Below are 22,641 nucleotides of genomic sequence, written 5' to 3'. Positions count from 1 at the left end.
ATGACCGTTTTGGCGAATTTGATTAGACTGACAATTTGGACATCTCATTCCTCATTATTATTAGATCATCCCGCCCGGATGCAACGCCAAAAATCTCGCGGTTGGCTTTTCGAGGGATATAGATTACCAACCCAATCTTTATACGACCAAACTGCACAGCCTAAATAAAAGTTCACGTTATTTCTCTGATTACTATCAAAAGTTTACTATTAATAAAGCTATTAGCTTTTTTGGGTAAAATCAGCGGGATAGTTCAACGCTATTACTTCTTGACAATACCTACTTATAAAGCAATTAAGCACGTGTCCTCATAGCTGATGACTGAGAACTTGATGCAAGGTAAGGTTTATTTGGTTGGTGCGGGGGTTGGTGGCGAAGAGTATTTGACCGTGAGAGGTAAGCAGTTACTAAACACTGCCGAGGTTCTAATTTATGATGCTTTAGTAGATGAAGGATTACTAAAGTTAGTTACCCAAGACTGCCTAAAAATCCACGTAGGCAAACGTGGTGGTCAACTGAGTACCACCCAAGCAGAGATTAATCAGCTATTAGTAGCTTATTGTCTTCAGGGCAAGCAGGTAGTTAGATTAAAAAGTGGCGATCCGTTTATTTTTGGACGTGCGAATGAAGAAATTTTGGCACTCCAAAAGAAAAACTGTAGCTTTGAACTAGTTCCTGGGATCTCCTCGGCTTTGGCTGCACCCTTGTTAGCCGGAATTCCTCTAACCGATAAAAAATTAAGCCGCTGTTTTGTCGTGGTTAGCGGACATCAGCCAGAACAATTAAATTGGTCAGTCTTGTCTGGAGTTGACACTATAGTGATTCTTATGGGAGGGCGTTCTCTTGAGCAAATTATTCAGAATTTAATTGCTAACGGGCGATCGCCAAATGAATCCATCGCAATTATTCGTCACTGTGGAAGATCGCAGCAGCAGGTTTTTTGGGGTACGCTAACCGATATAGTGGAAACGACCGCAGAAATATCTCTTTCTCCCGTAGTTATTGTAATTGGTAAAGTCGTGCAGCTTAGTAATCAGGATTCGCCTCAAGTTATTTCAATGCCCTTAGCTAATAAAACTATTTTGGTGACTCGCGCCGCTCAACAATCAAGCAAGTTTAGCACTCTTTTGCAACAGCAAGGGGCGACGGTAGTCGAGATACCAGCTTTGACGATCGCCCCTCCTTCGAGTTGGACGGCTTTAGATCGAGCGATCGCCGATTTGAGTCAATTCCAGTGGCTAATTCTGACGTCGGCAAATGGCGTTGACTACTTTTTCAATCGCCTTACTACACTGGGTTATGATGCTCGTGCTTTAGGAGGAGTAAAAATTGCTGTGGTTGGACGCAAAACCGCTTCCGTACTGCAAACAAGACAGCTAAATCCTGACTTTATTCCCCCAAATTTTGTGGCTGATTCTCTAGTGGCCAACTTTCCTGAAGATTTAACTGGACAAAAAGTCTTGTTTCCCCGTGTAGAGACTGGCGGCAGAGAAATATTAGTCCAAGAATTAACGAGTCAAGGTGCATCAGTAATTGAAGTTGCTGCCTATCAGTCTAAATCTCCCGAACAAATCGATCGACAAGCTTGGCAAGCTTTGAAACAACATGAAATTGACGTTGTAACCTTTGCTAGTTCTAAAACAGTAAAAAATTTTTATCAGCTGTTGCAGCAGCAATCAGATTTAATTACGATCGAGTCTATTTTAGCCAAAGTTTGTCTTGCCTCTATTGGACCACAAACATCTAAAACCTGTCGAGAATTGTTGGGCAGAATTGATTTAGAAGCAGAAGAATATAGCTTAGAAGGTTTAACTACAGCAATTATTAACTATAAACTTTCTTAATAGCCAGTATTGTTTATTGTGCTGCTTATATCTAGTTTGCTTTTAGCGCGATCGGCTAAACTAAAACTAACGTCATAATTGATTTTCCTAACTACACTAGATATAGGGAAATAAATACTTGCTCATCGTGGCACACTTGAAAAGGAAAGAGATATTTAATGTCTAATTTAGAACATAGAAGGACACCATTAGGCAAAGTTAGTCCACAATTTACACAACCTCCACAACCAAGCTACGCTATCGAACATCCCTTTCAAGACAGCGCACTAGGTTTAGTATCGACCAAAAGCTTTCCGGCAATTGTTGGCACAGCCGACATGATGCTTAAGTCTTCAGAAGTCACGATGGTAGGTTACGAAAAAATTGGTAGTGGATACTGTACCGCCGTAGTTAGGGGCAATATTGCCGATGTTAGATTAGCTGTAGAAGAAGGAGCGAAAACCGCGGATAAGTTTGGTCAGTTAATCTCTAAATTAGTAATTGCGCGCCCGATGCCCAATTTAGAAGCAATTTTCCCCATTGGCAGCCATTTAATTGAACTAACTCAGAAAAGAAGAGGATATAGCCGTTTAAGCAATCGCTCGATTGGCTTGTTAGAAACTAGAGGCTTTCCGGCAATGGTAGGTGGCGCAGATGCGATGCTGAAATCTGCCGATGTACAGTTAGCTTCCTACGAAAAGATTGGTGATGGTTTATGTACGGCAATTATTCGGGGTTCGATCGCGAACGTAGCGATCGCGATCGAGGCAGGAATGCAGGAAGCTGAGCGCATTGGCGAACTACACGCGGTAATGATTATCCCCAGACTATTAGAAGATCTTGAACATACTCTACCTGTGGCGAGTTATTGGCAAGACGAACAAGAACCTTTACCTGTCTTGTTGCCGAAAGAAGTTAAACAAAAAGAAAAAGAACTGATCGAATTGCCTCAAGCTGATACCAAGCCTATGTTTGTACCTCTAAAAAAAACTATGGAAATCGAGGAGTTGTGAACTACTTAGATTGATACTTCTTCGATTTCATCAATCGACTTAAGCAATTCTTGATGGCGGTTTACGGCTTCTTCTTCTGTGAAAAAATGATGATAAGGGCAATTTTTTTGACAGTCAGGTTTGTGAGGAAAGTTTGTTTGTAGCTGCTGATAGTTTCGCAACCAGGTTTCTAAGTCAGCTACTAAATCTTTTAGTTCTCGTGCATTTTGCTGGTGTTGTTGTTGACTATAGCTAAAAGTTGCGCTTTTAGGCTTACCAGATTTAACAAACCAGTAAGTCATTTGAAGTTGTTCGGGTTCATATTCTGAAGTTTCGGCTAAGACATAAAGATAAAGACGAGTTTGCCAATCATTAGCTAGTTTCTTCGATCGCGGAGGATTACGATAAGTTTTCCAGTCTAAGATTATTGCTTGCTCGGTTTTAGCAATCAGTAAATCATAAATAACCGTGAACAAAAAATTACCTATACTAAAAGTACGACAATGTTCTGCCTCGCGCCAAATGTTGGGATCGGGTTCTAATTCTGGTGCAGCTCGAATTAAAGCTTTTAGGGAATTATCTAACTCAGCATCTGTGGCTAGTAAAGCTTCGATCGGCAAAGTTAACTCTCTTTGCTGCATCAACAAGTGAAATCGACTCCCCCACTGCATATTATCTTGTCGATCGGTTGCAGGAAGAGAACCAAGCTCTAAATAAACCTGCTGAAATTTAGGAGGACAAATACTCAGAAGGTTAAGATGGCTTTGTGATAGACGAATTAAATCTTGGTCGGGCATAATTTCGCAATCGCTCTTGATTAAAATTGACCAACGCTCAGGCAAGCCTTATCGTCCTAAAGGATACCGCTTCGCGACGCGAAGGACGCGCGACGTAAGGAGCTAATCCTTTAGGGCTAGTCCTTTAGGGCATATAAAACGGCGGCAACCCTTACCTAGGCTAGTCTAAAGTGTTGCTGATAATTTTTATTATGGCTCACGATCATGAGCAAGGTTGAGGATAATTCAGTTCAGTTTCAAACTATGTAACTAAATTTGGTTCATCAGCATTGCTTTCTTGCTAACCTGATACATATAAAGTGTATTGATTATTGGTAGTAGTTGCAGACTATATGGAATGGCAAGAGATTTCTGGTAATTGGGTTTATCTTCCTCGTCAAGAAATGAAGGGAATTGTTCATTTCTTGGGTGGAGCATTTGTGGCTACAGCACCTCAAGTATCCTATCGCTCTATTTTGGAGCAGTTGAGCCAGGCGGGTTACGGAATTATTGCCACTCCTTTTTTGAATACTTTCGATCATTTTGCGATCGCCCGCGAAGTTTTGAATCGCTTTGAAACAGTCTTGGCAAGACTGCAAAAAACTAATAAATTAAATCAGGGCTATTTACCTATTTATGGTGTGGGACATAGCATGGGGTGTAAACTACACCTTTTAATCGGCAGCCTCTATGAAGTTGAAAGAGCAGGCAATATTCTTATTTCATTTAACAACTATCCTGCCAGCCAAGCCGTTCCATTTATGGCGCAATTTAATATTACTCCCGTTTTAAATATTGAGTTTGCTCCTTCTCCAGGAGAAACAGAACAATTAATTGCCGAACACTACAGCATACGTCGCAATCTGCTGCTAAGGTTTAGTCAGGATAATCTAGACCAGACCATTAATTTGAATAGTGTTTTGCAACATAGGTTTCCTAATATGGTAACTCTACGCACCTTAACTGGAACTCACCTAACTCCTCTAAGCCAGAATGTTAGTTGGCAAACAGGAGAATTCTTCACTCCAATTGATGCGATCGGGCAATGGTTCAATCAGGGAATGTCTCGCAATTTACAAGCTTTAAAACGTGAACTAATTATCTGGTTAAATCCAATGTCAGCTTTTTAAAGTCCTATTTAAACAGCATTTATTTAATATATTTTCTGATATTAAATTTACTTTAATTTTAATTTTTTAAGTTAAATTTCGCTACTTTACATATTTATGATTTTAACTTCACCAAAACTTTAAACGAAAAAACCATAAGTATATTTACAATAAGTACAATAAGATTAATACCAAGTTAATTTTTACTTGTTATTAAAATTACACAGCTTATTATTAGAATTACTTAGTTTTTATTTAAGCTTTAAATGTTTAAAGCAGGAGAAAAATATGAAGGTAGCCTTTCTTGCTGGTGGCTTAGGAACTCGAATCTCAGAAGAAACAGAAAATAAACCTAAGCCCATGGTAGAAATTGGCGGACAACCAATTCTGTGGCACATTATGATGCACTTCCATCAGTACGGTTTCAAAGACTTTGCGGTGGCTTTGGGTTATAAAGGCGCAGTAATCAAAAAATTCATGGTAGATTACTGCGCTCTTAACAGTAATCTTACCGTAAATCTAGGTACTGGAGGTGTAAAAACTCATGGTGCTTATCAGCTAGATTGGAATGTAGATCTAATTGACACGGGATTAACGACTAACACTGGTGGAAGAATCAAACGTCTTGCACCTTACGTTGGTAGAGAAACATTTATGTTAACCTGGGGCGATGGAGTTTCTGACGTTAATCTACACGATCTATTAGCTTTTCACCGTTCTCATGGTAAGCTAGCTACTTTGACTGCTGTTCGACCTCCTGCACGTTTTGGCCATTTAGATTTAGACGGAGACAAAATATCTGAGTTCTCCGAAAAGCCTCAAACCAAAGAAGGTTGGATTAACGGTGCTTTCTTTGTTTTAGAGCCTGAGATCTTTGACTATATAGACGGTGACGATACTCAGTGGGAAAAAGAGCCCCTGGAAAGATTGGCTAGGGATAATCAGCTTATGGCGTATAAGCACGATGGCTTCTGGCAATGTATGGATACGTTGAGAGACAAACGCCGTTTAGAGTCTTTGTGGGCTAGCGGTAACGCACCTTGGAAAACTTGGGAGAAAAAAACAAATGAAAATACTGGTGACTGGTCACAAGGGGTACATCGGAACACTCATGGTTCCGATGCTTCTCGACAAAGGGTATGATGTTGTTGGTTTAGATACTGACCTGTATGCTAAAAGCACTTTTGGCGCAGGAATCGTTGAGATACCAGAGCTAAAAAAAGATCTCAGAGATGTAGAACTTGAAGATCTAGAAGGGTTTGAAGCCATTTTACATTTGGCTGGTCTTTCTAACGATCCTTTGGGTAATCTCAATCCTCAATTGACCGAAGAGATCAATTATCGGGCTTCGGTCAAGTTAGCTGAATTGGCAAAGCAAGCTGGAGTTAGCCGTTTTATCTTTTCCTCTTCTTGTAGCAACTATGGTGCAGGTGGTGAAGATTGGCTTGACGAACAGTCTAACTTCAATCCTGTTACTCCTTACGGAGTTTCCAAAGTAAAAGTAGAGCAGGATGTTAGTCAGTTAGCGGATGATAACTTCAGCCCGACATTTCTACGAAATGCCACTGCTTATGGGGTGTCGCCCAGATTGAGGTTTGATTTAGTATTAAATAATCTGGTTGCTTGGGCATTCACCAAGGGCTTAGTGTACATCAAAAGCGATGGTACTCCTTGGCGACCGATTGTTCATATTGAAGATATCTCTAGAGCTTTTATTGCTGTTTTAGAAGCACCAAGAGAACTAATTCATAATGAAGCTTTTAATGTTGGTCGCAATGAAGATAATTATCGAATTCGTGATTTAGCTGAAATTGTCAAGGAGACAGTGCCTAACTGCCGAATCGAGTACGCTGCAGATGCTGGTCCAGATAATCGCTGTTATCGGGTTAACTGTAGCAAAATAGCCAAAGTTCTGCCTGATTTTCAGCCTCAGTGGGATGCTCGTAAAGGAGCAGCAGAGTTATATGAAGTGTATCGCAAAGTCGGTCTAACTTTAGATGAATTTGAAGGCTCTAAATACCAAAGAATTGCTCATATTAAATACTTGATCGCCAATAACTTACTCAATGGCGAATTGCGTTGGCAAAAAGAGCAGCTAGTAGCTGTTGAATGATTTCTCTGGTGATATAGAGCTGGCTTATGTTATGTAAGTAGAGCTAGCGCAGTTGTTTAGTCTTGCTCTTTAAAGGGTATAGATAAAATGCTGAAGCCTTTCGTGACCTTTAGTCAGCGATAAAGCGTTTAATTAAGTTGAATTTTGGGGCAGTTGAGCATAATTAATTGCCCTGAATAATAGGGTCAGCGACTAAATCTTATAAATATAAACTCGTATTATGAACGATCGTAAGTCAAGTTGTCTCTCTTGCGGTAACTCAGACCTAAATTCAATTATCTCTTTTGGATACACTCCTCTGGCTGACAATCTTCTAACTAAAGAACAGTTAGATTTACCTGAGTACACTGCACCTCTAGATCTAGTTTTTTGTCCTAGATGTAGTTTGGTTCAGATTACCGAAATAGTTCCGCCTGAAATTTTATTTTGCCAAGACTATCCTTATTTTTCTTCTGTATCGGCATCTTTATTAAAGCATTTTGGTAGCAGTGCTAAAAATTTAATTGAGACCAGAAATTTAGATAGTAATAGTTTGGTAATTGAAGCTGCCAGTAATGACGGCTATATGCTCAAAAATTTTGTCGAACATGATATTCCCGTGTTGGGGATAGACCCAGCCTCTGGTCCTGTAGATGCTGCTATCAAGGCAGGAGTAAATTCTATCTGCACCTTCTTTGGTAAAGAGTTAGCACAAAAGCTGCGAGATGAAGGTAAGCAAGCGGATGTATTTTTGGCCAACAACGTTTTGGCTCATGTACCAGACTTAAATGGTTTTGTGGCAGGAATTTCTATCTTATTAAAAGATCGGGGAGTAGCAGTAATTGAAGCTCCTTACTTAGTTGATTTGGTAGAACATTGCGAATTTGACACAATTTATCATCAGCATCTTTGCTATTACTCTGTCACAGCATTAGATAAACTTTTCCGAAGACATTCTTTATACCTAAACCATGTTGAGCGCACCAAAATACATGGTGGTTCTTTGCGTCTATATGTCGAACCAACAGAAGCAGTCCAAGAATCGGTTAAGTCTTTGCTCAAAGCAGAACAAGAGGCTCAGGTAGATAACATTGCCTACTACCGCGATTTTGCCGACAAGGTAATGACGTTTAAATATTCTTTGATGGATATTTTGTGGAGCTTAAAGAAAGAAGGTAAAACGGTCGTCGGTTACGGTGCTGCGGCTAAAGCCACAACTATGTTGAGTTATTTAGGCATAGATAAAACTCTATTAAACTATGTGGTGGACTTAAATTCTTTTAAGCACGATCGCTATATGGGGATCAATCATTTACCAATATTCCCACCCACTAAGCTTCTAGAAGATAAACCAGATTATGTCTTAATTTTAGCTTGGAATTTTGCTGAAGAAATTATACAGCAACAGCAAGAGTATCAAAAATCTGGTGGAAAATTTATTGTTCCAATCCCCGAACCAAAAATTGTTTAGCTATATAGCTAGTCAAATTTGAAGAAAATTCAGCTGAGGTTTGTCCGTAGCTGACAGTTTTTGAAACAAAATTAAAGTAAAGTCATTTTTTTAAAATTAAATTTCATAGAGGAGTATTTTATCATGATGCAAAATTTGATTTCTACTAGCAGTAATTTAAGAGCAAATACCCAGAAGATTGAGCATTCATGTCCCAATTGTGGTCATCATGAGCTTACTGTTTTCTACGAAGTTCGCGATGTTCCTGTACACAGTTGCTTAATGATTTCTAGTCAAAAGGAAGCAATAGATTTTCCCTGTGGAGACGTGGTTTTAGGCTTTTGCGATCGCTGTGGCTTTATTACCAATACTGAGTTTGATGCTAAATGGTCAGCCTACGCGCCCAACTATGAAGATCAACAAAGCTATTCTCCCACCTTTAACAAGTTCTCGCTGAAGCTAGCCAATCATCTAATCGATAAATACGATCTGCATAACAAAGACATTATCGAAATCGGCTGTAGTAAGGGAGATTTCTTACTGCTGCTATGTGAATTAGGCAACAACCGTGGTGTGGGTATCGATCCTAGTGTTGTTCCTGGAAGAGTAGAAAGCGAAGCAGCAAACCGCGTTACCTTTATTCAAGATTATTACTCGGAAAAACACGCTGAATATGTTGGAGACTTTATTTGTTGTCGTCATACCCTAGAGCATATCCAACCTACCTCTGAATTTATCAAAACAGTTCGTAAATCTATCGGCGATCGCGATACTGTAGTCGTATTTGAAATACCAGACAATACCAGAGTTTTAAAAGAGCAAGCTTTTGAAGATATTTATTACGAACATTGCTCTTACTTCAGTCCTGGTACACTAGCTCGTTTATTCCGCGACAGCGGTTTTGAAGTAACCGATCTTTACTGCGAATATGGCGATCAGTATCTTTTGATTGAAGCCAAACCCATAGCAATGCCTTCTGACAAAGTTCATCCTTTTGAAGAAACCGTTGAAGACGTGGCAGCAGATGTAGAGTTATTTACCGAAAAAATAACTGGCAAGCTCGAATATTGGAAAAAGTATCTCGAAGATGCTCAAGCTAATCAAGAAAAAGTTGTAGTTTGGGGTTCTGGTTCCAAGTGTGTTGCATTTTTAACCACTCTCAAAACCATCGACAAAATTGAATATGCAGTAGATATTAATCCCCATCGTCACGGTAAATTCATCCCAGGCGTGGGTAAAGAAATCATGGCTCCCGAATTTCTCAAGACTTATCAACCAGACAAGGTAATCGTGATGAATGCAATCTATCGCCAAGAAATTAGCGAAATGCTCAATGACATGGGTGTATCAACTGAGGTGGTAGCACTTTAAGTAGTCGTGCAAAATAAATTTCCTAGTTGAAATCGGCGAAAAGGGAAATGGGAAAGGGAAAATAAGAAAATCAAATGTGTAATTAATGAGGACGCGATTTCTGAGGTTGCCTTAGAAATTAAAGCCGTCCGTTTCGCCTAGGCACTTAACAGGATCGAGCATAAGAGATAAGGGATGAGAAAAAATTAATCTTCATCCCTCACTTATTTAAAGCTATTTAACGACAAATAATTTGAACGCAGCTTATTAAAATTAATCATCTATGTATAACTTTGTTATTGTTGGTGGTGGTATTGTTGGCTTGTCTACGGCAATGGCTCTTAGTCAGCGATTTCCTAACGCTAAAATTGCTTTATTAGAAAAAGAAGCATCTTGGGCTGCTCACCAAACAGGACATAATAGTGGTGTGATCCATTCTGGTATTTATTACAAACCAGGCAGTTTTAAAGCTAAACTTTGTCGTGAAGGCAATCTTTCTCTGGTTGATTTTTGCGACAAATACCAGATTAACTATCAAATATGTGGCAAGGTCATAGTGGCAACTGAACCTCACGAGTTATCCTTGCTAGACGATCTTTATCAAAGAGGTTTGGCTAATGAGCTTGAGGTTGCTAAAGTTAAGCAAGAGCAGGTAAAAGAAATTGAACCCCACGTTAATTGTTTGGCAGGAATATGGGTTAAATCCACGGGAATTGTGGACTATAAGCAAGTCTGCCAGAAATACGCCGAGCTTGCCCAAGAACAGGGAGTCGATCTACATAACAACACTCGTGTTCAAGGCATTAAATCCACCCCGGAAGGTCATGTTTTAGAGACTAATCAGGGTGAATACCAAACTAAGTTTTTGATTAACTGTGCTGGGCTTTATAGCGATCGCCTTACCAAACTTGCTAATGAGCAGCCACCAGCTAAAATCATTCCATTTCGAGGAGAATATTACGAATTAACCCCTGAAAAACGTTATTTGGTCAATGGAGCAATTTATCCTGTTCCCAATCCCCATTTTCCCTTCTTAGGGGTGCATTTTACTCCTGGTATTGACGGTAGCGTTCATGCTGGCCCCAATGCGGTACTAGGCTTTAAACGAGAAGCCTATCGTAAATTGGACTTCGATCTCCAGGATTTCATGGAAACCATGACCTATCCTGGTTTTTGGAAGCTGGCAGCTAAATACTCAAACGAAGGGATACAAGAGATGATTCGTTCTTGGAGTAAAACAATTTTTGTTCGTAGTCTACAAAGATTGATTCCCGAAGTCCAGGCTCAAGATGTTGTGCCTACCCCTGCGGGAGTTAGAGCGCAGGCTTTAAGAAGCGATGGCAAAATGGTTGATGATTTTTTGATTCTCAACCGCAACAAAGCAATGCACGTTTGTAATGCTCCTTCCCCTGCTGCTACTGCTTCGATTGAAATTGGTAAACAAATTGTGGCTCAGTTGCCTGATGTAGTCTAGAAATTATCATAAACTCATAATAATTTTATCAAAAAGGCGATCTTTAAGATTTAATAATTAAAGTAATTACTAATTATTTCTTGGCTATTTTTTCCGCAAATCAGGACGGTGATCGCCTAATATATAAGCATAATTTTTCATTGAGTAATTGAGAATAATTTACTATACTTGTACAAGAAAAAAGACAGGTTAGGGTGATAAAAAATGAAAGATGATAACAATCGTCTTGTATACGCTATAAGTGATAAGTACTTAACGATTATCTCTCGCTTTCATTATTAATCAGCAATTACGTTCTTGCCATTTCTGCCATAAATCGGGACGGCGATCGCGAGTGCGTTTGATCTGTTCCTCTTTGCGCCAGTGATCGATAAGCTTATGGTTACCCGAGCGCAATACTTCAGGAACTTGCCAACCTCGATATTCAGCAGGTCTAGTATATTGAGGATAGTCGAGCAATGTTGTTTCAAAGCTTTCTGCCTTTAAAGATTCTACTTTACCTACCGTTCCAGGTAAGAGTCTAGTTACGCCATTGATCAGCGTCAGGGCGGGAATTTCGCCACAGGTTAAAACAAAATCACCTAGAGATATTTCTTTGGTAACTAAATGCTGCCGTATTCTTTCATCTACTCCTTCGTAATGACCGCAGATTAATACTAGTTGCTGATAATTAGTCGCTAAATCCTTAAGTAAAGGCTGATCTAATGGTTGCCCTTGAGGAGTCATTAAAATAATCTCCCTTTGAGGCAAAACGGGTAATGATTCCACCGCGGCAAACATCGGTTCGGGCTTGAGCAACATTCCTACACCACCCCCGTAAGTTATGTCATCCACTTTACGGTGCTTGTCAATGGTAAAGTCGCGGGGGTTAACTAGATTTACAGTAGCAATCTTTTTGGCGATCGCTTTGCCTAATAAACTGCAATTAAGTGGAGAGGTAAAAAAGTCGGGGAAAAGAGTGATAATATCAAAACGCACGATTAATAATTTTGCAAAATTACTCAGAAAAATCAATATCAGTTTAGCTGAATCTAGAATTTAAGTAGTCTTTGACACAGCAGTTAAGTAGCCATCATAGCTACGATCGTTACTAGTCAGAGATTAATCTCTTGCCCGCAAACTCCATTATGATCAATACTGAAGTCAACAATCAAACCACGTATTCCTCACAATCTACCAAAAACGCTATTTTAGTTATTGGCGGTGCTGAAGATAAAGTACACGGCAAGGAAATATTGCAAACTTTCTTCCAACGTTCAGGAGGGACAGATGCCCTAATTGGGATTGTTCCCTGTGCATCTAGAGAACCAAGTCTAATTGGAGAAAGATACTATCGTCTCTTTAGCGAAATGGGAGCGAAAGAAATTCAAGTCTTGGATGTACGAGATCGCTCTAGCGCCGATAATTTAGCTTATCGCAGTTTTGTAGAAGACTGCACAGGAATTTTCTTGACTGGTGGGGATCAACTTCGTCTATGTGGTTTGCTGGCAGACACTACGTTAATGAATCGGATTGTAGCAAGAGCGCAAAAACGAGAAATTAGTTTGGCGGGAACTAGTGCCGGGGCAGCAGTGATGGGACATCACATGATTTCGGGAGGCAGTAGCGCCGAGCCGCCCAATCGCTCTCTAGTAGATATGGCCAAGGGTTTAAATATTATTCCTCAAGTATTAATCGACCAGCATTTTTATAACCGCAATCGTTTAGCGCGACTGTTAAGCGCGATTTCTAGCCATCCTGAACTACTGGGCATTGGTATTGATGAAGATACCTGCGCGATGTTTGAAAGTGACGGCGTAATTCAGGTAATTGGCAAAGGAGCCGTAACCATTATTGACGCAAGAGAAATGTCTTGCTCTAATCAAGCAAAAGTTCAGGGTAACGAACCTTTGAGTATGCACAATCTCAAGCTGCATATCTTAGGTTATGGCGATCGCTATGATCTAAATCGGCATCTTGCTCTCAACTAAATTGGGCGATTAAATTTTGGCAGTGGGTTGTTAAATGCTTATTAAAATGTTCATTTAGAACAGTTTGATAGAACGCTAAAACGAGATGATGAGCTAATTGTTTAGTTACCTCTTGATGCTGCCCCAAAACTTAGAACAGCAAACATAATGAGAATTCTTAAGACTCAAACCTTACGTGGTCCTAACTATTGGAGTATTCGGCGCAACAAGCTGATTGTAATGCAGCTAGATCTAGAAGAGTTAACCGAAAAGACATCCAATGAGATTCCTGGGTTTTATGATGGTGTAATTGCAGTATTACCTAGCTTAATTGAACATCATTGTTCCCGTGGGCATCGCGGTGGTTTCCTTGAAAGAATTAAAGAAGGCACTTTGATGGGGCATATTATTGAACATATTGCCTTAGAGCTACAAGAATTGGCAGGAATGCCCGTAGGATTTGGTCGCACTAGAGAGACTTCCACCCCAGGGGTATTCAACGTCGTCTTTGAATATATCGAAGAACAGGCTGGTCGTTATGCAGGAAGAGCAGCAGTTAGGTTGTGTGAATCTATCGTAGAAACAGGTACTTATTCTAATCTGGAGTTAGAACAAGACCTAGCAGATCTTCAAGAACTTTATGCTAATGCGGCTCTTGGCCCTTCCACAGAGACAATTATTAAAGAAGCTGAAGCACGAAAAATTCCTTGGATGTGGCTTAGTGCTAGAGCCATGTTGCAGCTTGGTTATGGAGCGAAGCAAAAACGGATTCAAGCTACTTTAAGCAATAGCACCAGTATTTTGGCGGTAGAACTTGCTTGTGATAAAGAAGGTACTAAAAATATTCTAGGTAATGCCGGAGTACCTGTTCCTCGAGGTACGGTGATTGAGTATTTAGATGAATTAGAGCAAGCGATCGCCGATGTCGGTGGATTTCCGATTGTGATTAAACCTTTGGATGGCAATCATGGTCGGGGGATCACAATTAACATCAATCATTGGTCAGAAGCAGAAGCCGCTTACGATCTAGCTAGTCAAGCTTCTAAAACTCGCTCTATAATTGTCGAGCAATATTATCAAGGCAACGACCATCGTATTTTGGTCATTGACAACAAAGTCGTAGCTGTAGCTGAAAGAATTCCAGCTCATGTAGTTGGTAATGGTAAATATACTATTAAACAGCTGATTGATATTACTAACCAAGACCCCAGGCGTGGAAACGGACATGATAATGTTCTGACTAAAATTATTATCGACCAAACGTCTCAAGCTGTATTAGCTAAACAGGGCTATAGCTTGGATTCTGTCTTGCCAGCCCAAAAAACTGCCTACCTGCGTGCTACGGCTAATCTAAGTACGGGAGGGATTGCAATTGATCGCACCGACGAAATTCATCCTGAAAACATCTGGGTAGCTCAAAGAGTAGCGAAAATAATTGGTTTAGACATTGCAGGAATTGATGTTGTCACCTCAGATATTAGTAAACCCCTGAAAGAAACCAAAGGGGTAATAGTTGAAGTTAATGCAGCTCCTGGATTTAGAATGCACGCAGCACCTAGTCATGGGCTACCTCGTAACGTTGGTGCATCCGTCTTAGAAATGTTGTTTCCCGAACAGGCTCCTAGCCGTATTCCCATCGTGGCAATCACGGGAACAAATGGTAAAACCACTACTACCAGGCTAACTGCCCACATCTATCGCCAAACTGATAAAATAGTCGGTTTTACCGCCACTGACGGTATTTATATCCAAGAGTATTTAGTCGAACAGGGAGATAATACTGGTCCTTATAGTGCGGGAGCAATTCTTAAAGATCCTACCGTCGAAGTAGCTGTATTGGAAACAGCGCGCGGTGGCATCTTACGCTCTGGGTTGGCTTTCGATAGCTGTGATATTGGAGTGGTATTAAACGTTGCTGCCGATCATCTGGGTTTAGGTGGTATTGATACTATCGAACAAATGGCGCGGGTCAAAAGCGTTGTGGCTGAAACAGTCAAGGCAGAGGGCTATGCCATCTTGAATGCCGATGACCCTTTGGTGGCAGCGATGGCAGAAAAGTTAAACTGCAAGGTGGCGTATTTTTCGATGAACCCTGATAATCCAATCATTATCGAACATAGTCGCCGTAGTGGGTTAGCAGCGATTTATGAAAATGGTTATCTCTCCATCTTGGAAGGTAAATGGACTTTAAGGGTGGAAAAGGCAGTTAATATTCCCATGACGATGGGAGGAATGGCTCCCTTTATGATTGCTAATGCTTTGGCTAGCTGTTTGGCTACCTTTGCTCAAGGTGTTGATATAGAGCTAATTCGACAAGGCGTACGTACTTTTACTACCTCAGCCGAACAAACGCCAGGGAGAATGAACCTGTTTGAGGTTGAGAATTATCACGTGTTGATAGATTACGCTCACAATCCTCATGGGTTTAAGGCAGTCGGCGATTTTGTGCGCAACTGGCATGGAGCAAAAACTAGTATAGTCGGCGGTCCAGGCGATCGCCGAGATGAAGATCTAATCTTGCTGGGTAGTATTTCCGCCCAAATCTTTGACCGAATTATTGTTAAAGAAGATCGAGATCCAAGAGGTAGAGAACCAGGCGAAGTTGCCGATCTAATTGTTAAGGGAATTTGTCAGATAAATCCCAATGCTGCTTATGAAATTATTCTCGATGAAACTAATGCCATAAATATTGCTTTAAATGAGGCACAAGCCGAAAGTTTGGTAGTTGTATTTCCCGAAAAAGTTGAGCTGGCAATTAGTCTAATTAAACAACGTATGGAAAGCGATCGACCTAAAATTGCGCTACCACAACCTTCCTAAACTATAGGTAAAGCAATTTAAACTTATGGAATAACTGAATAATCTCTAAATGTAGATTAAATTAACGTAGCTCTTATCAATATTTTTAGCCAAACAATTTTGCTGTCTTTGTAAAAAGACTTAATTTTAAGGTGAAATAAAATAAAAATAAGGTAATTTTCCGCTTTTAGACCGTGGTACTCTCTAGGCAATCGCAATTATTTGTGTATATATAGAGAAAGCAAGATTAGAAGCGCATATTCATATCTGCTCAGTTAACATTTATAAGCAAAATTGATTAAATGAAAAATAACCGACCAGAAAAGGATTACATTAATCGCAACGTTATGGAAGTATTAGTTTCTGATGAAATCGATAGACAGATGGTTCGGCTTCCTAATAATATCAAAAAATTTATTAATCCTCTTGAAGTAGCCACTTATGCACTCAATAGATTACCCGCTTTATATGCTTCCTCTCAACAAGGATTTAATAAACAAAAACTTAAAGGACGTTCAGAATATAGCGTCAAAATTACTCAAGAAGTGCGTAAAGGATTTGCAGCGGTTCAACAAGATCTTTTGCGTACTTCTACTCCTTTATTAGCAGAAAATGAGGCTGAAATCGACCAAAGTATTCAAGAAGCTCAAGCTGCTTTACAAGAATTAGCTGACTATTTACCAGAAAAAGATTTAACCTGGAAAAACATTATTAAGCTAGTTAAGCCTATATTAGCTGAATTGAAAGCTCAGGATCCCACAGAAGCTAATGCGCGAAAAGTTCGTTCTAGATCTAGTGGTCTTTGGGGAGATTCTGCTTATAAATAATAAAGCTAGCAATTTTTAGACTGCTGTTAGTCGATTATCTTGTTATAGGTTTTTTACCAGGCGATAAAGTCCTGCTGGAATTGCTCTAGAGACAATATTTGGATTCGCTGAGATTGAGATGCTAAATAGCGATCGCCTTGGAGATTATAGCCCCAATCTGCCAAAAATAATTCTACAGATTCTAAGTCAGTCTGTTGTATTACCTGCTGTAAAGCTTTGAGTCGATCCTCGACAAAGAAAATACTAATATCTTCTCCTGGCTGTTGATGTCTGTCTCGCAAAATTCTCAAGGTTTCATATTTAGGGCGTTTACTTTCTTTGCCGAAAATTTGAGCCATAGATAAATTTATGCCCTCTTGTGTTAGTAACTTTTGGGCAAAACGCCCTTCTTTGGTAGTGATAATATACAATTCAACCGCGGAATTAACTATTTGTTGGAGACGCTCAATTACTCCAGGGTAGAAACGATGTAGCTTGAGCCAATCAGCTAAATTATTCTCGATCCAGTTATCTCTAACTCGATCTAACTGTTGCACCACTGCTTGCTTTTTTAACCCTTCAGATTCGGTTATTTGTAAAGCGATCGCCTGAAAATTTTCCAAGATTTCTACTTCAGCAACTCCCAAGACCAACGCTCGTAGTAAAATCGGCATTTCCCAACCAGTTTCAATTACAGGGCGTAAGCGATAAAACATGGGTGCAAGGCTGTCATCCACAGCTTCAGACCATATTTGTTGATAGGCTTGTTTAGTACTGACAAAATACTCAATTAAACCATCACAAATTACACCATCAAAGTCTAATGCCAAGATATGAGGAATTTTTTGAGACATAAGAAATTAACTTGTTAAATTAACTTACTGCTTATAACTATCTTCGGCATCGTAGCACGACCAATATGCCAGAGTTGGAGCGTGAAGACTAAAATTTTTCAATAATTACGGTTTGGTTTTAATCTAACGTCGATCATCATTCCATTAAATTGCATTTATCTAAAGATTACGAATTGGTTAAAAAAATTACCAATGGAGTTACGCTTTGAGCAATCTTGCTGCATAATAGTATACGGCACTATAGATAGGGCCTTGATTAGATGAATAAATCGTCAAGCGCTACATATAGTACTATGCTTTAATATCTTCAACTCGACTAGTACCCGCAATGAAATCATCTTCTGTCGAACAAGCAGAACAAGCTAGACATCTGCTACTCAACGAATTTCAAGAACATCAAACGCCCATAAGTCTGCAAGAATTAGGAGGCAACTTAAGTGAGTCAACTAAGCTGTCTCATCGAACCCTCAAAGAAGCTGCTTGGCGGTTAGTCGAAGAGGGTAAAGCCAAGTTTAATTCTACCTGGGATTTAGAGATTTTATAATTTTCGCTGGGAATACAGCTAAATTATTACTCAAGGCTTACTATCTAGATGATAGTATGTCTTTTTTTATGCCAAATTTTAGTTGATGGTTGCTTATTAATTATGTCGAAAAGACAACAAAGACAGCATAATCCTTTTGGCAATCGGAGAGACAAGCCAGGAGATAGTCGCAAATCTTTTCAGGTAGATCGCGATCGCGTTTTATATTCTTCTGCATTTCGGCGTTTAGCACAAATTACTCAAGTTTTGACGGCGCAAGAAGGTCATGTATTTCACAATCGTTTAACTCACTCTTTGAAAGTCGCGCAGGTAGCTCGCAGATTAGCCGAAAGACTAGCAGCAGAACAACCAGAAGTAGCGAAGGCAATCGGCGAGGTAGATCCAGACGTAGTGGAAGCTGCCGCTTTAGCTCATGATTTGGGACATCCTCCCTTTGGTCATACAGCAGAAGAAGAACTAAATGCTTGTGCGATGAAAGCTGGTTTAACTGATGGTTTTGAGGGTAACGCCCAATCTTTTCGGATTCTGACTAGGTTGGCAATCCATCGCATCGATTACTATGGCTTAAATTTAACCAGAGCTACTCTAAATGCCGTTTTAAAATATCCCTGGTTGCGATCGCCTGACAGTACTTCCAAAAGACATCACAAGTTTTCGATTTATAATCTAGACCGCGAAGCCTTTTTATTTGCTCGCTTAGAACCTGGAGACTCGCAGTCAATTGAAGCTAGCATCATGGATTTTGCCGATGATATTACCTACAGCGTTCATGACTTAGAAGACTTTTATTTGGCTGGTTTAATTCCTTTAGAGCTATTAGCAACAGACTGGGATGAACTAGACCGCTTTATTACAGAATGGCTACGAGTATCTCCCAATAATCGAGTGGCCAAGGTGGTCAAAGCTAATCCTCACCGCTTCCAAAACTTTCTTAATGCAACTTACAATTTAAAAGGGCAATATCCGCCTGGTTCTTTTGAACAAAAAGCCCAAATTAAACGCGTTAGCTCGCAGCTGATTCAAACCTATGTCCAGTCAGTACAGCTAAGCACCGAATATGGCGATCGCGGTTATTTAAAATATAATCGTAATCGAGAAGAAGAACTTAAATTTCTCCAGCGTATTGTTTGGTCTTACGTTATTTCTAATCCTCGTTTAGCTACTCAAAGATACGGACAAAAAAGAATTATTAAAACCCTGTTTGAAATTTATCTCCAGGCAATTAGCGATCGCGATCTCAGTTTTATCCCTGCACGGTTTGTTAAAGAATTTTTAGAAATTGAAGCTAACTTAGACGACACAAAGCAATTGAGCCAAGAACAAACTAGGATGGCGGTAGATATTGTTGCAGGATTAAGCGAAGCAGAAGCAGTAATTCAATATCGTCGTCTCACAGGAATCAGCCAAGGCTCTTTTTTGGATAGTTGGATGTAATTAACTATTCGATCGATAGTCAGAGATTACTCAACATTTTATATTCAATCTGCTAGGAATAAAGAAGGAAGTTATTGCTAAACAAAAACCGTGTTAGATTTACTGCTTATTGTTGCCTTGGGATTTTTGGGAAGTTTTGGTCATTGTATGGGTATGTGTGGCCCTTTAACTGTAGCTTTGGCTTTATCTCAACAAGATAATCATCCCGCTCAAATTAGCGGATTACAGTTCCATTTTCTCTTAAATATTGGCAGAGTTCTTAGCTATACCTTGGTTGGTGCTGCTCTAGGTGGATTAGGTACAATTGTGGTTGCTAGTGGGCAGCTAGCAGGCATTGGCAGCAGTCTAAGACAGTTTATGGCAGTTTTTACGGGGATCTTGCTGATTTGGTTAAGTTTAGGACAGATAAAACCCAATTGGTTACCCCGCTTACCTTTTTTGCATCCTTTACAGGGAAGAATTCATCACCGACTAAGTTCGGGAATGAACCAGCTTTCAACTCAACAGCAATGGTGGACACCTGCTTTACTGGGTGGGGTTTGGGGTTTAATTCCCTGTGGTTTTTTGTATACAGCACAACTAAAGGCGGTGGAAACAGGAAGTTTATTTGCTGGTGCAGTTACGATGTTCTGTTTTGGCTTAGGTACAGCACCGATGATGTTAGGGGTAGGAGTATCCGCTTCCAGGGTAAGCGCAGATCGGCGCAGCCAGCTATTTCGTTTGGGAGGATGGGTAACTTTGGCGATTGGGGTTCTGACTCTATTACGCACAGATGCGATGGTAGACTATACAGGACATGGCGCATTGCTGTTGCTGATGTTGGCTTTGGCAGCACGCCCTTTGAGTAATTTTTGGCAAGCACCCCTACAATATCGTCGGGCAGTTGGAGTGGGAGCTTTTGTTTTGGCACTGGCACATACAGCACATATGTTAGACCATTCACTCAACTGGAATTTAGATGCGATCGCCTTTATGTTACCGCAACATCGTCTGGGGATGGCGGGTGGAATCGTGAGCTTATTTCTAATGCTTCCCGCGGCAGTTACTAGTAGCGATCGCCTACAAAAAAAATTTGGTAAACGCTGGCGCAAAATTCATCTATTAACTGTTCCTGCTTTGATTTTAGCTGTCGGTCATACCGTATTGTTGGGTTCTCACTATTTAGGAGACTTGCAGTTAAGTCTCGATAGCAAATTAAGGGCGATCGCTATTATTTTGCTAGGAGCTTTAATTTTATTAGCAAGATCGACTTGGTTTGGGAAAATCATCGGTCACCAAAAAGCCCATGTTCCACCTAAAAGTTAATTACTAATTACTTACTAATTACTAATTACTAATTACTAATTACTGTCATTGCTTCAACAATGGATTGAGAAATAAACGGTAAAATAGATTTATTCTGGGCGTTATCCTTACCTTCAGTAAAAACGGTCAGTAAATAAGGTGAAACGTTGGGTAGTTCAATATAAGCAGCATCGTGACGTACTCGACTCATCCAGCCAGCTTTTGACCATATTTGAGCATTACTGGGCAAGCTTGCGCCCAAAAAACCAGTGATTTGGTTTTCCTCCTCGCGATCGCTAAATTCTGTCGGATTAAGGCTACGCTTGAGCAACTGCATCATTTTTTGCGATCGCTCTGATGAGACTGCAACCCCGCCAACAATACTATGTAATAGTCTGGCAACCGCATCAGTAGTTAGCATATTGCGATTGTCCATTAATTCTCCTAAAAAGGCTCTTTCTCTACCATAAGCACCATCACACCAAGTTTTTTGATTAACATTAATGCTTTCCAATTCTTCCCATCCCAGAGACTTAAAGTAGCGATTAACTATATTGCGCTGCTGTTGCCAAGTTTCAAACGGCTTGAGGGGTAATTCTGGACCACTAGTAGTCCCTGTCAAAACGTCTACGAGTAAGCCTGTAGCATCATTGCTTGATTCGACAATGGCATCCCGAATCGCCCGATTCAATTCTGTTGACTCTGTTACCATTTCCCCCTGTAACCATTCCTGTATCGCCACCAAATAAAACAGTTTTACTAAGCTGGCAGGATATATTCTTTCAACTCCGCGATAACTAAATCCTTTAACCTGATATTGCCAAAACTCCGCAGCAGACAATGCCCCACCAGTGTTAACAATTACGGGTTGTTCGTAGACGATCCAGGTCAAAGCAATTTTATCTCTAGTTAGAGTCGGAAATTGTTCTCTAGTCCTTTGTAAAATCTGATGAGCAATTTCGGCTAGCTGTTCGTCTTGGCGGAAGAAAGGCATAAAAACAAGAGAAAAGGGACAACGAAACATCAAAATATTAGCATCATTATCTTACTATTTGGTTGATGGTCTTTAGAACTCTAATCATTAATTCTTTGGAGTTTCCGACAAAATTTTGCGACAATAGCAAAGATTAATCGACGATAAATCAAACTTGGAAGTATTAATTTCACTAGAACCACACAAATTAATGGCAACTAGCGATCGCAAATCTCTTAAACCAATTACTGAAGCACCACCAGCCAATTTTCAATCAAAGCAGCAAAATAACTTTTGGTTAGTTTTTAGCTCGACTTTTATCACTATTTTTCTGGCAGAAATGGGAGATAAAACTCAATTAGTTACTCTGTTAATGAGTGCCGAATCCCAAGCACCTTGGATTGTATTTGTTGGTTCAGCTTTGGCTTTAATTGCAACTAGTTTAATTGGAGTTTCTATTGGCTATTGGTTATCCAAAAAACTTGCTCCCGAAACCTTAGACTTATCTGTCGCTATCCTGTTGCTATTTATTACCGCCTGGTTGATTAGTGACATAATTAATCTTTAAGCTAACTCTAAGCTAAATGGTGCAGATTAAATGTTAAATGGAATAGATTGGCAACTTATTGGAATTAGCTTTGTTACCGTTTTTTTGGCGGAAATTGGCGATAAAAGCCAGCTTGCTGCGATCGCTCTGGGTGGTAGTTCTAATAATCCCCGCGCCGTATTTATCGGTTCGACAGTGGCGTTGATTCTGGCTAGTTTGCTTGGTGTTTTAGCTGGAGGTGCGGTGGCGCAATTTTTGCCTGAAAAACTCTTGAAATCTTTAGCTGCGATCGGCTTTGCAACTATGGCATTAAAAATTTTATGGATCGGCGGGGAAGAATAATCGACGTTACACCTTCTTGAAATGGCTAGGAAAGTAGCAAGTA

20 protein-coding genes are annotated in these 22,641 nt (G+C 40.0%); 16 read left to right on the top strand and 4 right to left on the bottom strand.

Translation table 11 applies throughout. The annotated features are described in order from the left end of the window. Nucleotides 1–317: 317 nt before the first annotated feature. Complete coding sequence (gene cobA / locus V6C71_03575; protein HEY9767571.1) at nucleotides 318–1,844, top strand: uroporphyrinogen-III C-methyltransferase; 1,527 nt, start codon at nucleotides 318–320, stop codon at nucleotides 1,842–1,844. A gap of 158 nt (nucleotides 1,845–2,002) precedes the next feature. Next, nucleotides 2,003–2,836 carry a carbon dioxide-concentrating mechanism protein gene (locus tag V6C71_03570; protein ID HEY9767570.1) on the top strand — a complete coding sequence of 278 codons (834 nt, stop codon included), beginning with the start codon at nucleotides 2,003–2,005 and terminating at the stop codon, nucleotides 2,834–2,836. Between the two features lie 5 nt (nucleotides 2,837–2,841). Here the strand turns inward: V6C71_03570 and V6C71_03565 are convergent, their stop codons facing one another. Next, on the bottom strand, nucleotides 2,842–3,612 hold the full coding sequence (locus tag V6C71_03565) for a PD-(D/E)XK nuclease family protein (protein ID HEY9767569.1): 771 nt from the start codon (nucleotides 3,610–3,612) through the stop codon (nucleotides 2,842–2,844). Between the two features lie 311 nt (nucleotides 3,613–3,923). Here V6C71_03565 and V6C71_03560 point away from each other — a divergent pair, with 311 nt between their 5' ends. The 6 genes from V6C71_03560 to lhgO all read left to right on the top strand — a co-directional run bounded on the left by V6C71_03560 (nucleotide 3,924) and on the right by lhgO (nucleotide 11,066). Further along, nucleotides 3,924–4,721, top strand: a complete 798-nt coding sequence (locus V6C71_03560; protein HEY9767568.1) for a DUF1350 family protein — start codon at nucleotides 3,924–3,926, stop codon at nucleotides 4,719–4,721. Between the two features lie 267 nt (nucleotides 4,722–4,988). Further along, a complete protein-coding gene (rfbF, locus tag V6C71_03555) occupies nucleotides 4,989–5,843 on the top strand; it encodes a glucose-1-phosphate cytidylyltransferase (protein HEY9767567.1) in 855 nt (284 codons plus the stop codon). Beyond that, a complete protein-coding gene (locus V6C71_03550) occupies nucleotides 5,812–6,813 on the top strand; it encodes an SDR family oxidoreductase (protein HEY9767566.1) in 1,002 nt (333 codons plus the stop codon). Before rfbF ends, V6C71_03550 begins: the two co-directional genes overlap by 32 nt. Nucleotides 6,814–7,033: 220 nt before the next feature. After that, nucleotides 7,034–8,263 (top strand): class I SAM-dependent methyltransferase, encoded by a 1,230-nt coding sequence (locus V6C71_03545; GenBank protein ID HEY9767565.1) that lies wholly within the window; start codon nucleotides 7,034–7,036, stop codon nucleotides 8,261–8,263. A 123-nt stretch (nucleotides 8,264–8,386) separates the two neighbouring features. Then, nucleotides 8,387–9,613 carry a methyltransferase domain-containing protein gene (locus V6C71_03540; GenBank protein HEY9767564.1) on the top strand — a complete coding sequence of 409 codons (1,227 nt, stop codon included), beginning with the start codon at nucleotides 8,387–8,389 and terminating at the stop codon, nucleotides 9,611–9,613. Between the two features lie 262 nt (nucleotides 9,614–9,875). After that, the gene (lhgO, locus tag V6C71_03535) at nucleotides 9,876–11,066 is read left to right on the top strand and encodes an L-2-hydroxyglutarate oxidase (protein ID HEY9767563.1); all 1,191 of its coding nucleotides are present in this window, start codon (nucleotides 9,876–9,878) and stop codon (nucleotides 11,064–11,066) included. 282 nt (nucleotides 11,067–11,348) lie between these two features. Here the strand turns inward: lhgO and trmD are convergent, their stop codons facing one another. Next, a complete protein-coding gene (gene trmD, locus V6C71_03530; GenBank protein ID HEY9767562.1) occupies nucleotides 11,349–12,044 on the bottom strand; it encodes a tRNA (guanosine(37)-N1)-methyltransferase TrmD in 696 nt (231 codons plus the stop codon). A gap of 149 nt (nucleotides 12,045–12,193) precedes the next feature. On the opposite strand from trmD, the gene V6C71_03525 reads away from it, so the two are divergent. From V6C71_03525 to V6C71_03515, 3 genes are all read left to right on the top strand, one after another. Further along, complete coding sequence (locus V6C71_03525) at nucleotides 12,194–13,036, top strand: cyanophycinase (protein HEY9767561.1); 843 nt, start codon at nucleotides 12,194–12,196, stop codon at nucleotides 13,034–13,036. A gap of 147 nt (nucleotides 13,037–13,183) precedes the next feature. After that, nucleotides 13,184–15,835, top strand: coding sequence for a cyanophycin synthetase (cphA, locus tag V6C71_03520; GenBank protein ID HEY9767560.1), 2,652 nt, complete (start codon nucleotides 13,184–13,186; stop codon nucleotides 15,833–15,835). Between the two features lie 281 nt (nucleotides 15,836–16,116). Then, a complete protein-coding gene (locus V6C71_03515; protein HEY9767559.1) occupies nucleotides 16,117–16,641 on the top strand; it encodes a late competence development ComFB family protein in 525 nt (174 codons plus the stop codon). A gap of 53 nt (nucleotides 16,642–16,694) precedes the next feature. On the opposite strand, the gene V6C71_03510 is transcribed toward V6C71_03515, so the two are convergent. After that, nucleotides 16,695–17,474, bottom strand: coding sequence for an HAD family hydrolase (locus tag V6C71_03510; protein ID HEY9767558.1), 780 nt, complete (start codon nucleotides 17,472–17,474; stop codon nucleotides 16,695–16,697). Nucleotides 17,475–17,802: 328 nt separating this feature from the next. Between V6C71_03510 and V6C71_03505 the strand changes: the two genes are divergently transcribed. The 3 genes from V6C71_03505 to V6C71_03495 all read left to right on the top strand — a co-directional run bounded on the left by V6C71_03505 (nucleotide 17,803) and on the right by V6C71_03495 (nucleotide 20,757). Then, nucleotides 17,803–18,018, top strand: a complete 216-nt coding sequence (locus V6C71_03505; protein HEY9767557.1) for a hypothetical protein — start codon at nucleotides 17,803–17,805, stop codon at nucleotides 18,016–18,018. A gap of 102 nt (nucleotides 18,019–18,120) precedes the next feature. Next, nucleotides 18,121–19,452 carry a dNTP triphosphohydrolase gene (gene dgt, locus V6C71_03500; GenBank protein ID HEY9767556.1) on the top strand — a complete coding sequence of 444 codons (1,332 nt, stop codon included), beginning with the start codon at nucleotides 18,121–18,123 and terminating at the stop codon, nucleotides 19,450–19,452. 90 nt (nucleotides 19,453–19,542) lie between these two features. Then, complete coding sequence (locus tag V6C71_03495) at nucleotides 19,543–20,757, top strand: sulfite exporter TauE/SafE family protein (GenBank protein HEY9767555.1); 1,215 nt, start codon at nucleotides 19,543–19,545, stop codon at nucleotides 20,755–20,757. 28 nt (nucleotides 20,758–20,785) lie between these two features. On the opposite strand, the gene V6C71_03490 is transcribed toward V6C71_03495, so the two are convergent. Further along, nucleotides 20,786–21,760, bottom strand: coding sequence for a serine hydrolase (locus V6C71_03490; protein HEY9767554.1), 975 nt, complete (start codon nucleotides 21,758–21,760; stop codon nucleotides 20,786–20,788). A 124-nt stretch (nucleotides 21,761–21,884) separates the two neighbouring features. On the opposite strand from V6C71_03490, the gene V6C71_03485 reads away from it, so the two are divergent. Next, the gene (locus tag V6C71_03485) at nucleotides 21,885–22,277 is read left to right on the top strand and encodes a TMEM165/GDT1 family protein (GenBank protein ID HEY9767553.1); all 393 of its coding nucleotides are present in this window, start codon (nucleotides 21,885–21,887) and stop codon (nucleotides 22,275–22,277) included. A 30-nt stretch (nucleotides 22,278–22,307) separates the two neighbouring features. Next, complete coding sequence (locus tag V6C71_03480; protein ID HEY9767552.1) at nucleotides 22,308–22,598, top strand: TMEM165/GDT1 family protein; 291 nt, start codon at nucleotides 22,308–22,310, stop codon at nucleotides 22,596–22,598. The last annotated feature ends 43 nt before the right edge of the window (nucleotides 22,599–22,641 follow it).

Origin of the sequence: Coleofasciculaceae cyanobacterium (assembly GCA_036703275.1) — a bacterium.
Taxonomy (GTDB): domain Bacteria; phylum Cyanobacteriota; class Cyanobacteriia; order Cyanobacteriales; family Xenococcaceae; genus Waterburya.
The sequence above is the reverse complement of the archived record's forward strand: the minus strand, read 5'-3'. Positions and strand labels throughout refer to the sequence as shown.

Excerpts from the sequence above, each read along its gene's own strand:
- cobA (HEY9767571.1), top strand. The coding sequence starts at position 318 with ATGACTGAGAACTTGATGCAAGGTAAGGTTTATTTGGTTGGTGCGGGG.
- V6C71_03570 (HEY9767570.1), top strand. The coding sequence starts at position 2,003 with ATGTCTAATTTAGAACATAGAAGGACACCATTAGGCAAAGTTAGTCCA.
- V6C71_03565 (HEY9767569.1), bottom strand. The coding sequence starts at position 3,612 with ATGCCCGACCAAGATTTAATTCGTCTATCACAAAGCCATCTTAACCTT.
- rfbF (HEY9767567.1), top strand. The coding sequence starts at position 4,989 with ATGAAGGTAGCCTTTCTTGCTGGTGGCTTAGGAACTCGAATCTCAGAA.
- V6C71_03550 (HEY9767566.1), top strand. The coding sequence starts at position 5,812 with ATGGTTCCGATGCTTCTCGACAAAGGGTATGATGTTGTTGGTTTAGAT.
- V6C71_03545 (HEY9767565.1), top strand. The coding sequence starts at position 7,034 with ATGAACGATCGTAAGTCAAGTTGTCTCTCTTGCGGTAACTCAGACCTA.
- V6C71_03540 (HEY9767564.1), top strand. The coding sequence starts at position 8,387 with ATGATGCAAAATTTGATTTCTACTAGCAGTAATTTAAGAGCAAATACC.
- lhgO (HEY9767563.1), top strand. The coding sequence starts at position 9,876 with ATGTATAACTTTGTTATTGTTGGTGGTGGTATTGTTGGCTTGTCTACG.
- V6C71_03525 (HEY9767561.1), top strand. The coding sequence starts at position 12,194 with ATGATCAATACTGAAGTCAACAATCAAACCACGTATTCCTCACAATCT.
- cphA (HEY9767560.1), top strand. The coding sequence starts at position 13,184 with ATGAGAATTCTTAAGACTCAAACCTTACGTGGTCCTAACTATTGGAGT.
- V6C71_03515 (HEY9767559.1), top strand. The coding sequence starts at position 16,117 with ATGAAAAATAACCGACCAGAAAAGGATTACATTAATCGCAACGTTATG.
- V6C71_03510 (HEY9767558.1), bottom strand. The coding sequence starts at position 17,474 with ATGTCTCAAAAAATTCCTCATATCTTGGCATTAGACTTTGATGGTGTA.
- V6C71_03505 (HEY9767557.1), top strand. The coding sequence starts at position 17,803 with ATGAAATCATCTTCTGTCGAACAAGCAGAACAAGCTAGACATCTGCTA.
- dgt (HEY9767556.1), top strand. The coding sequence starts at position 18,121 with ATGTCGAAAAGACAACAAAGACAGCATAATCCTTTTGGCAATCGGAGA.
- V6C71_03490 (HEY9767554.1), bottom strand. The coding sequence starts at position 21,760 with ATGTTTCGTTGTCCCTTTTCTCTTGTTTTTATGCCTTTCTTCCGCCAA.
- V6C71_03480 (HEY9767552.1), top strand. The coding sequence starts at position 22,308 with ATGTTAAATGGAATAGATTGGCAACTTATTGGAATTAGCTTTGTTACC.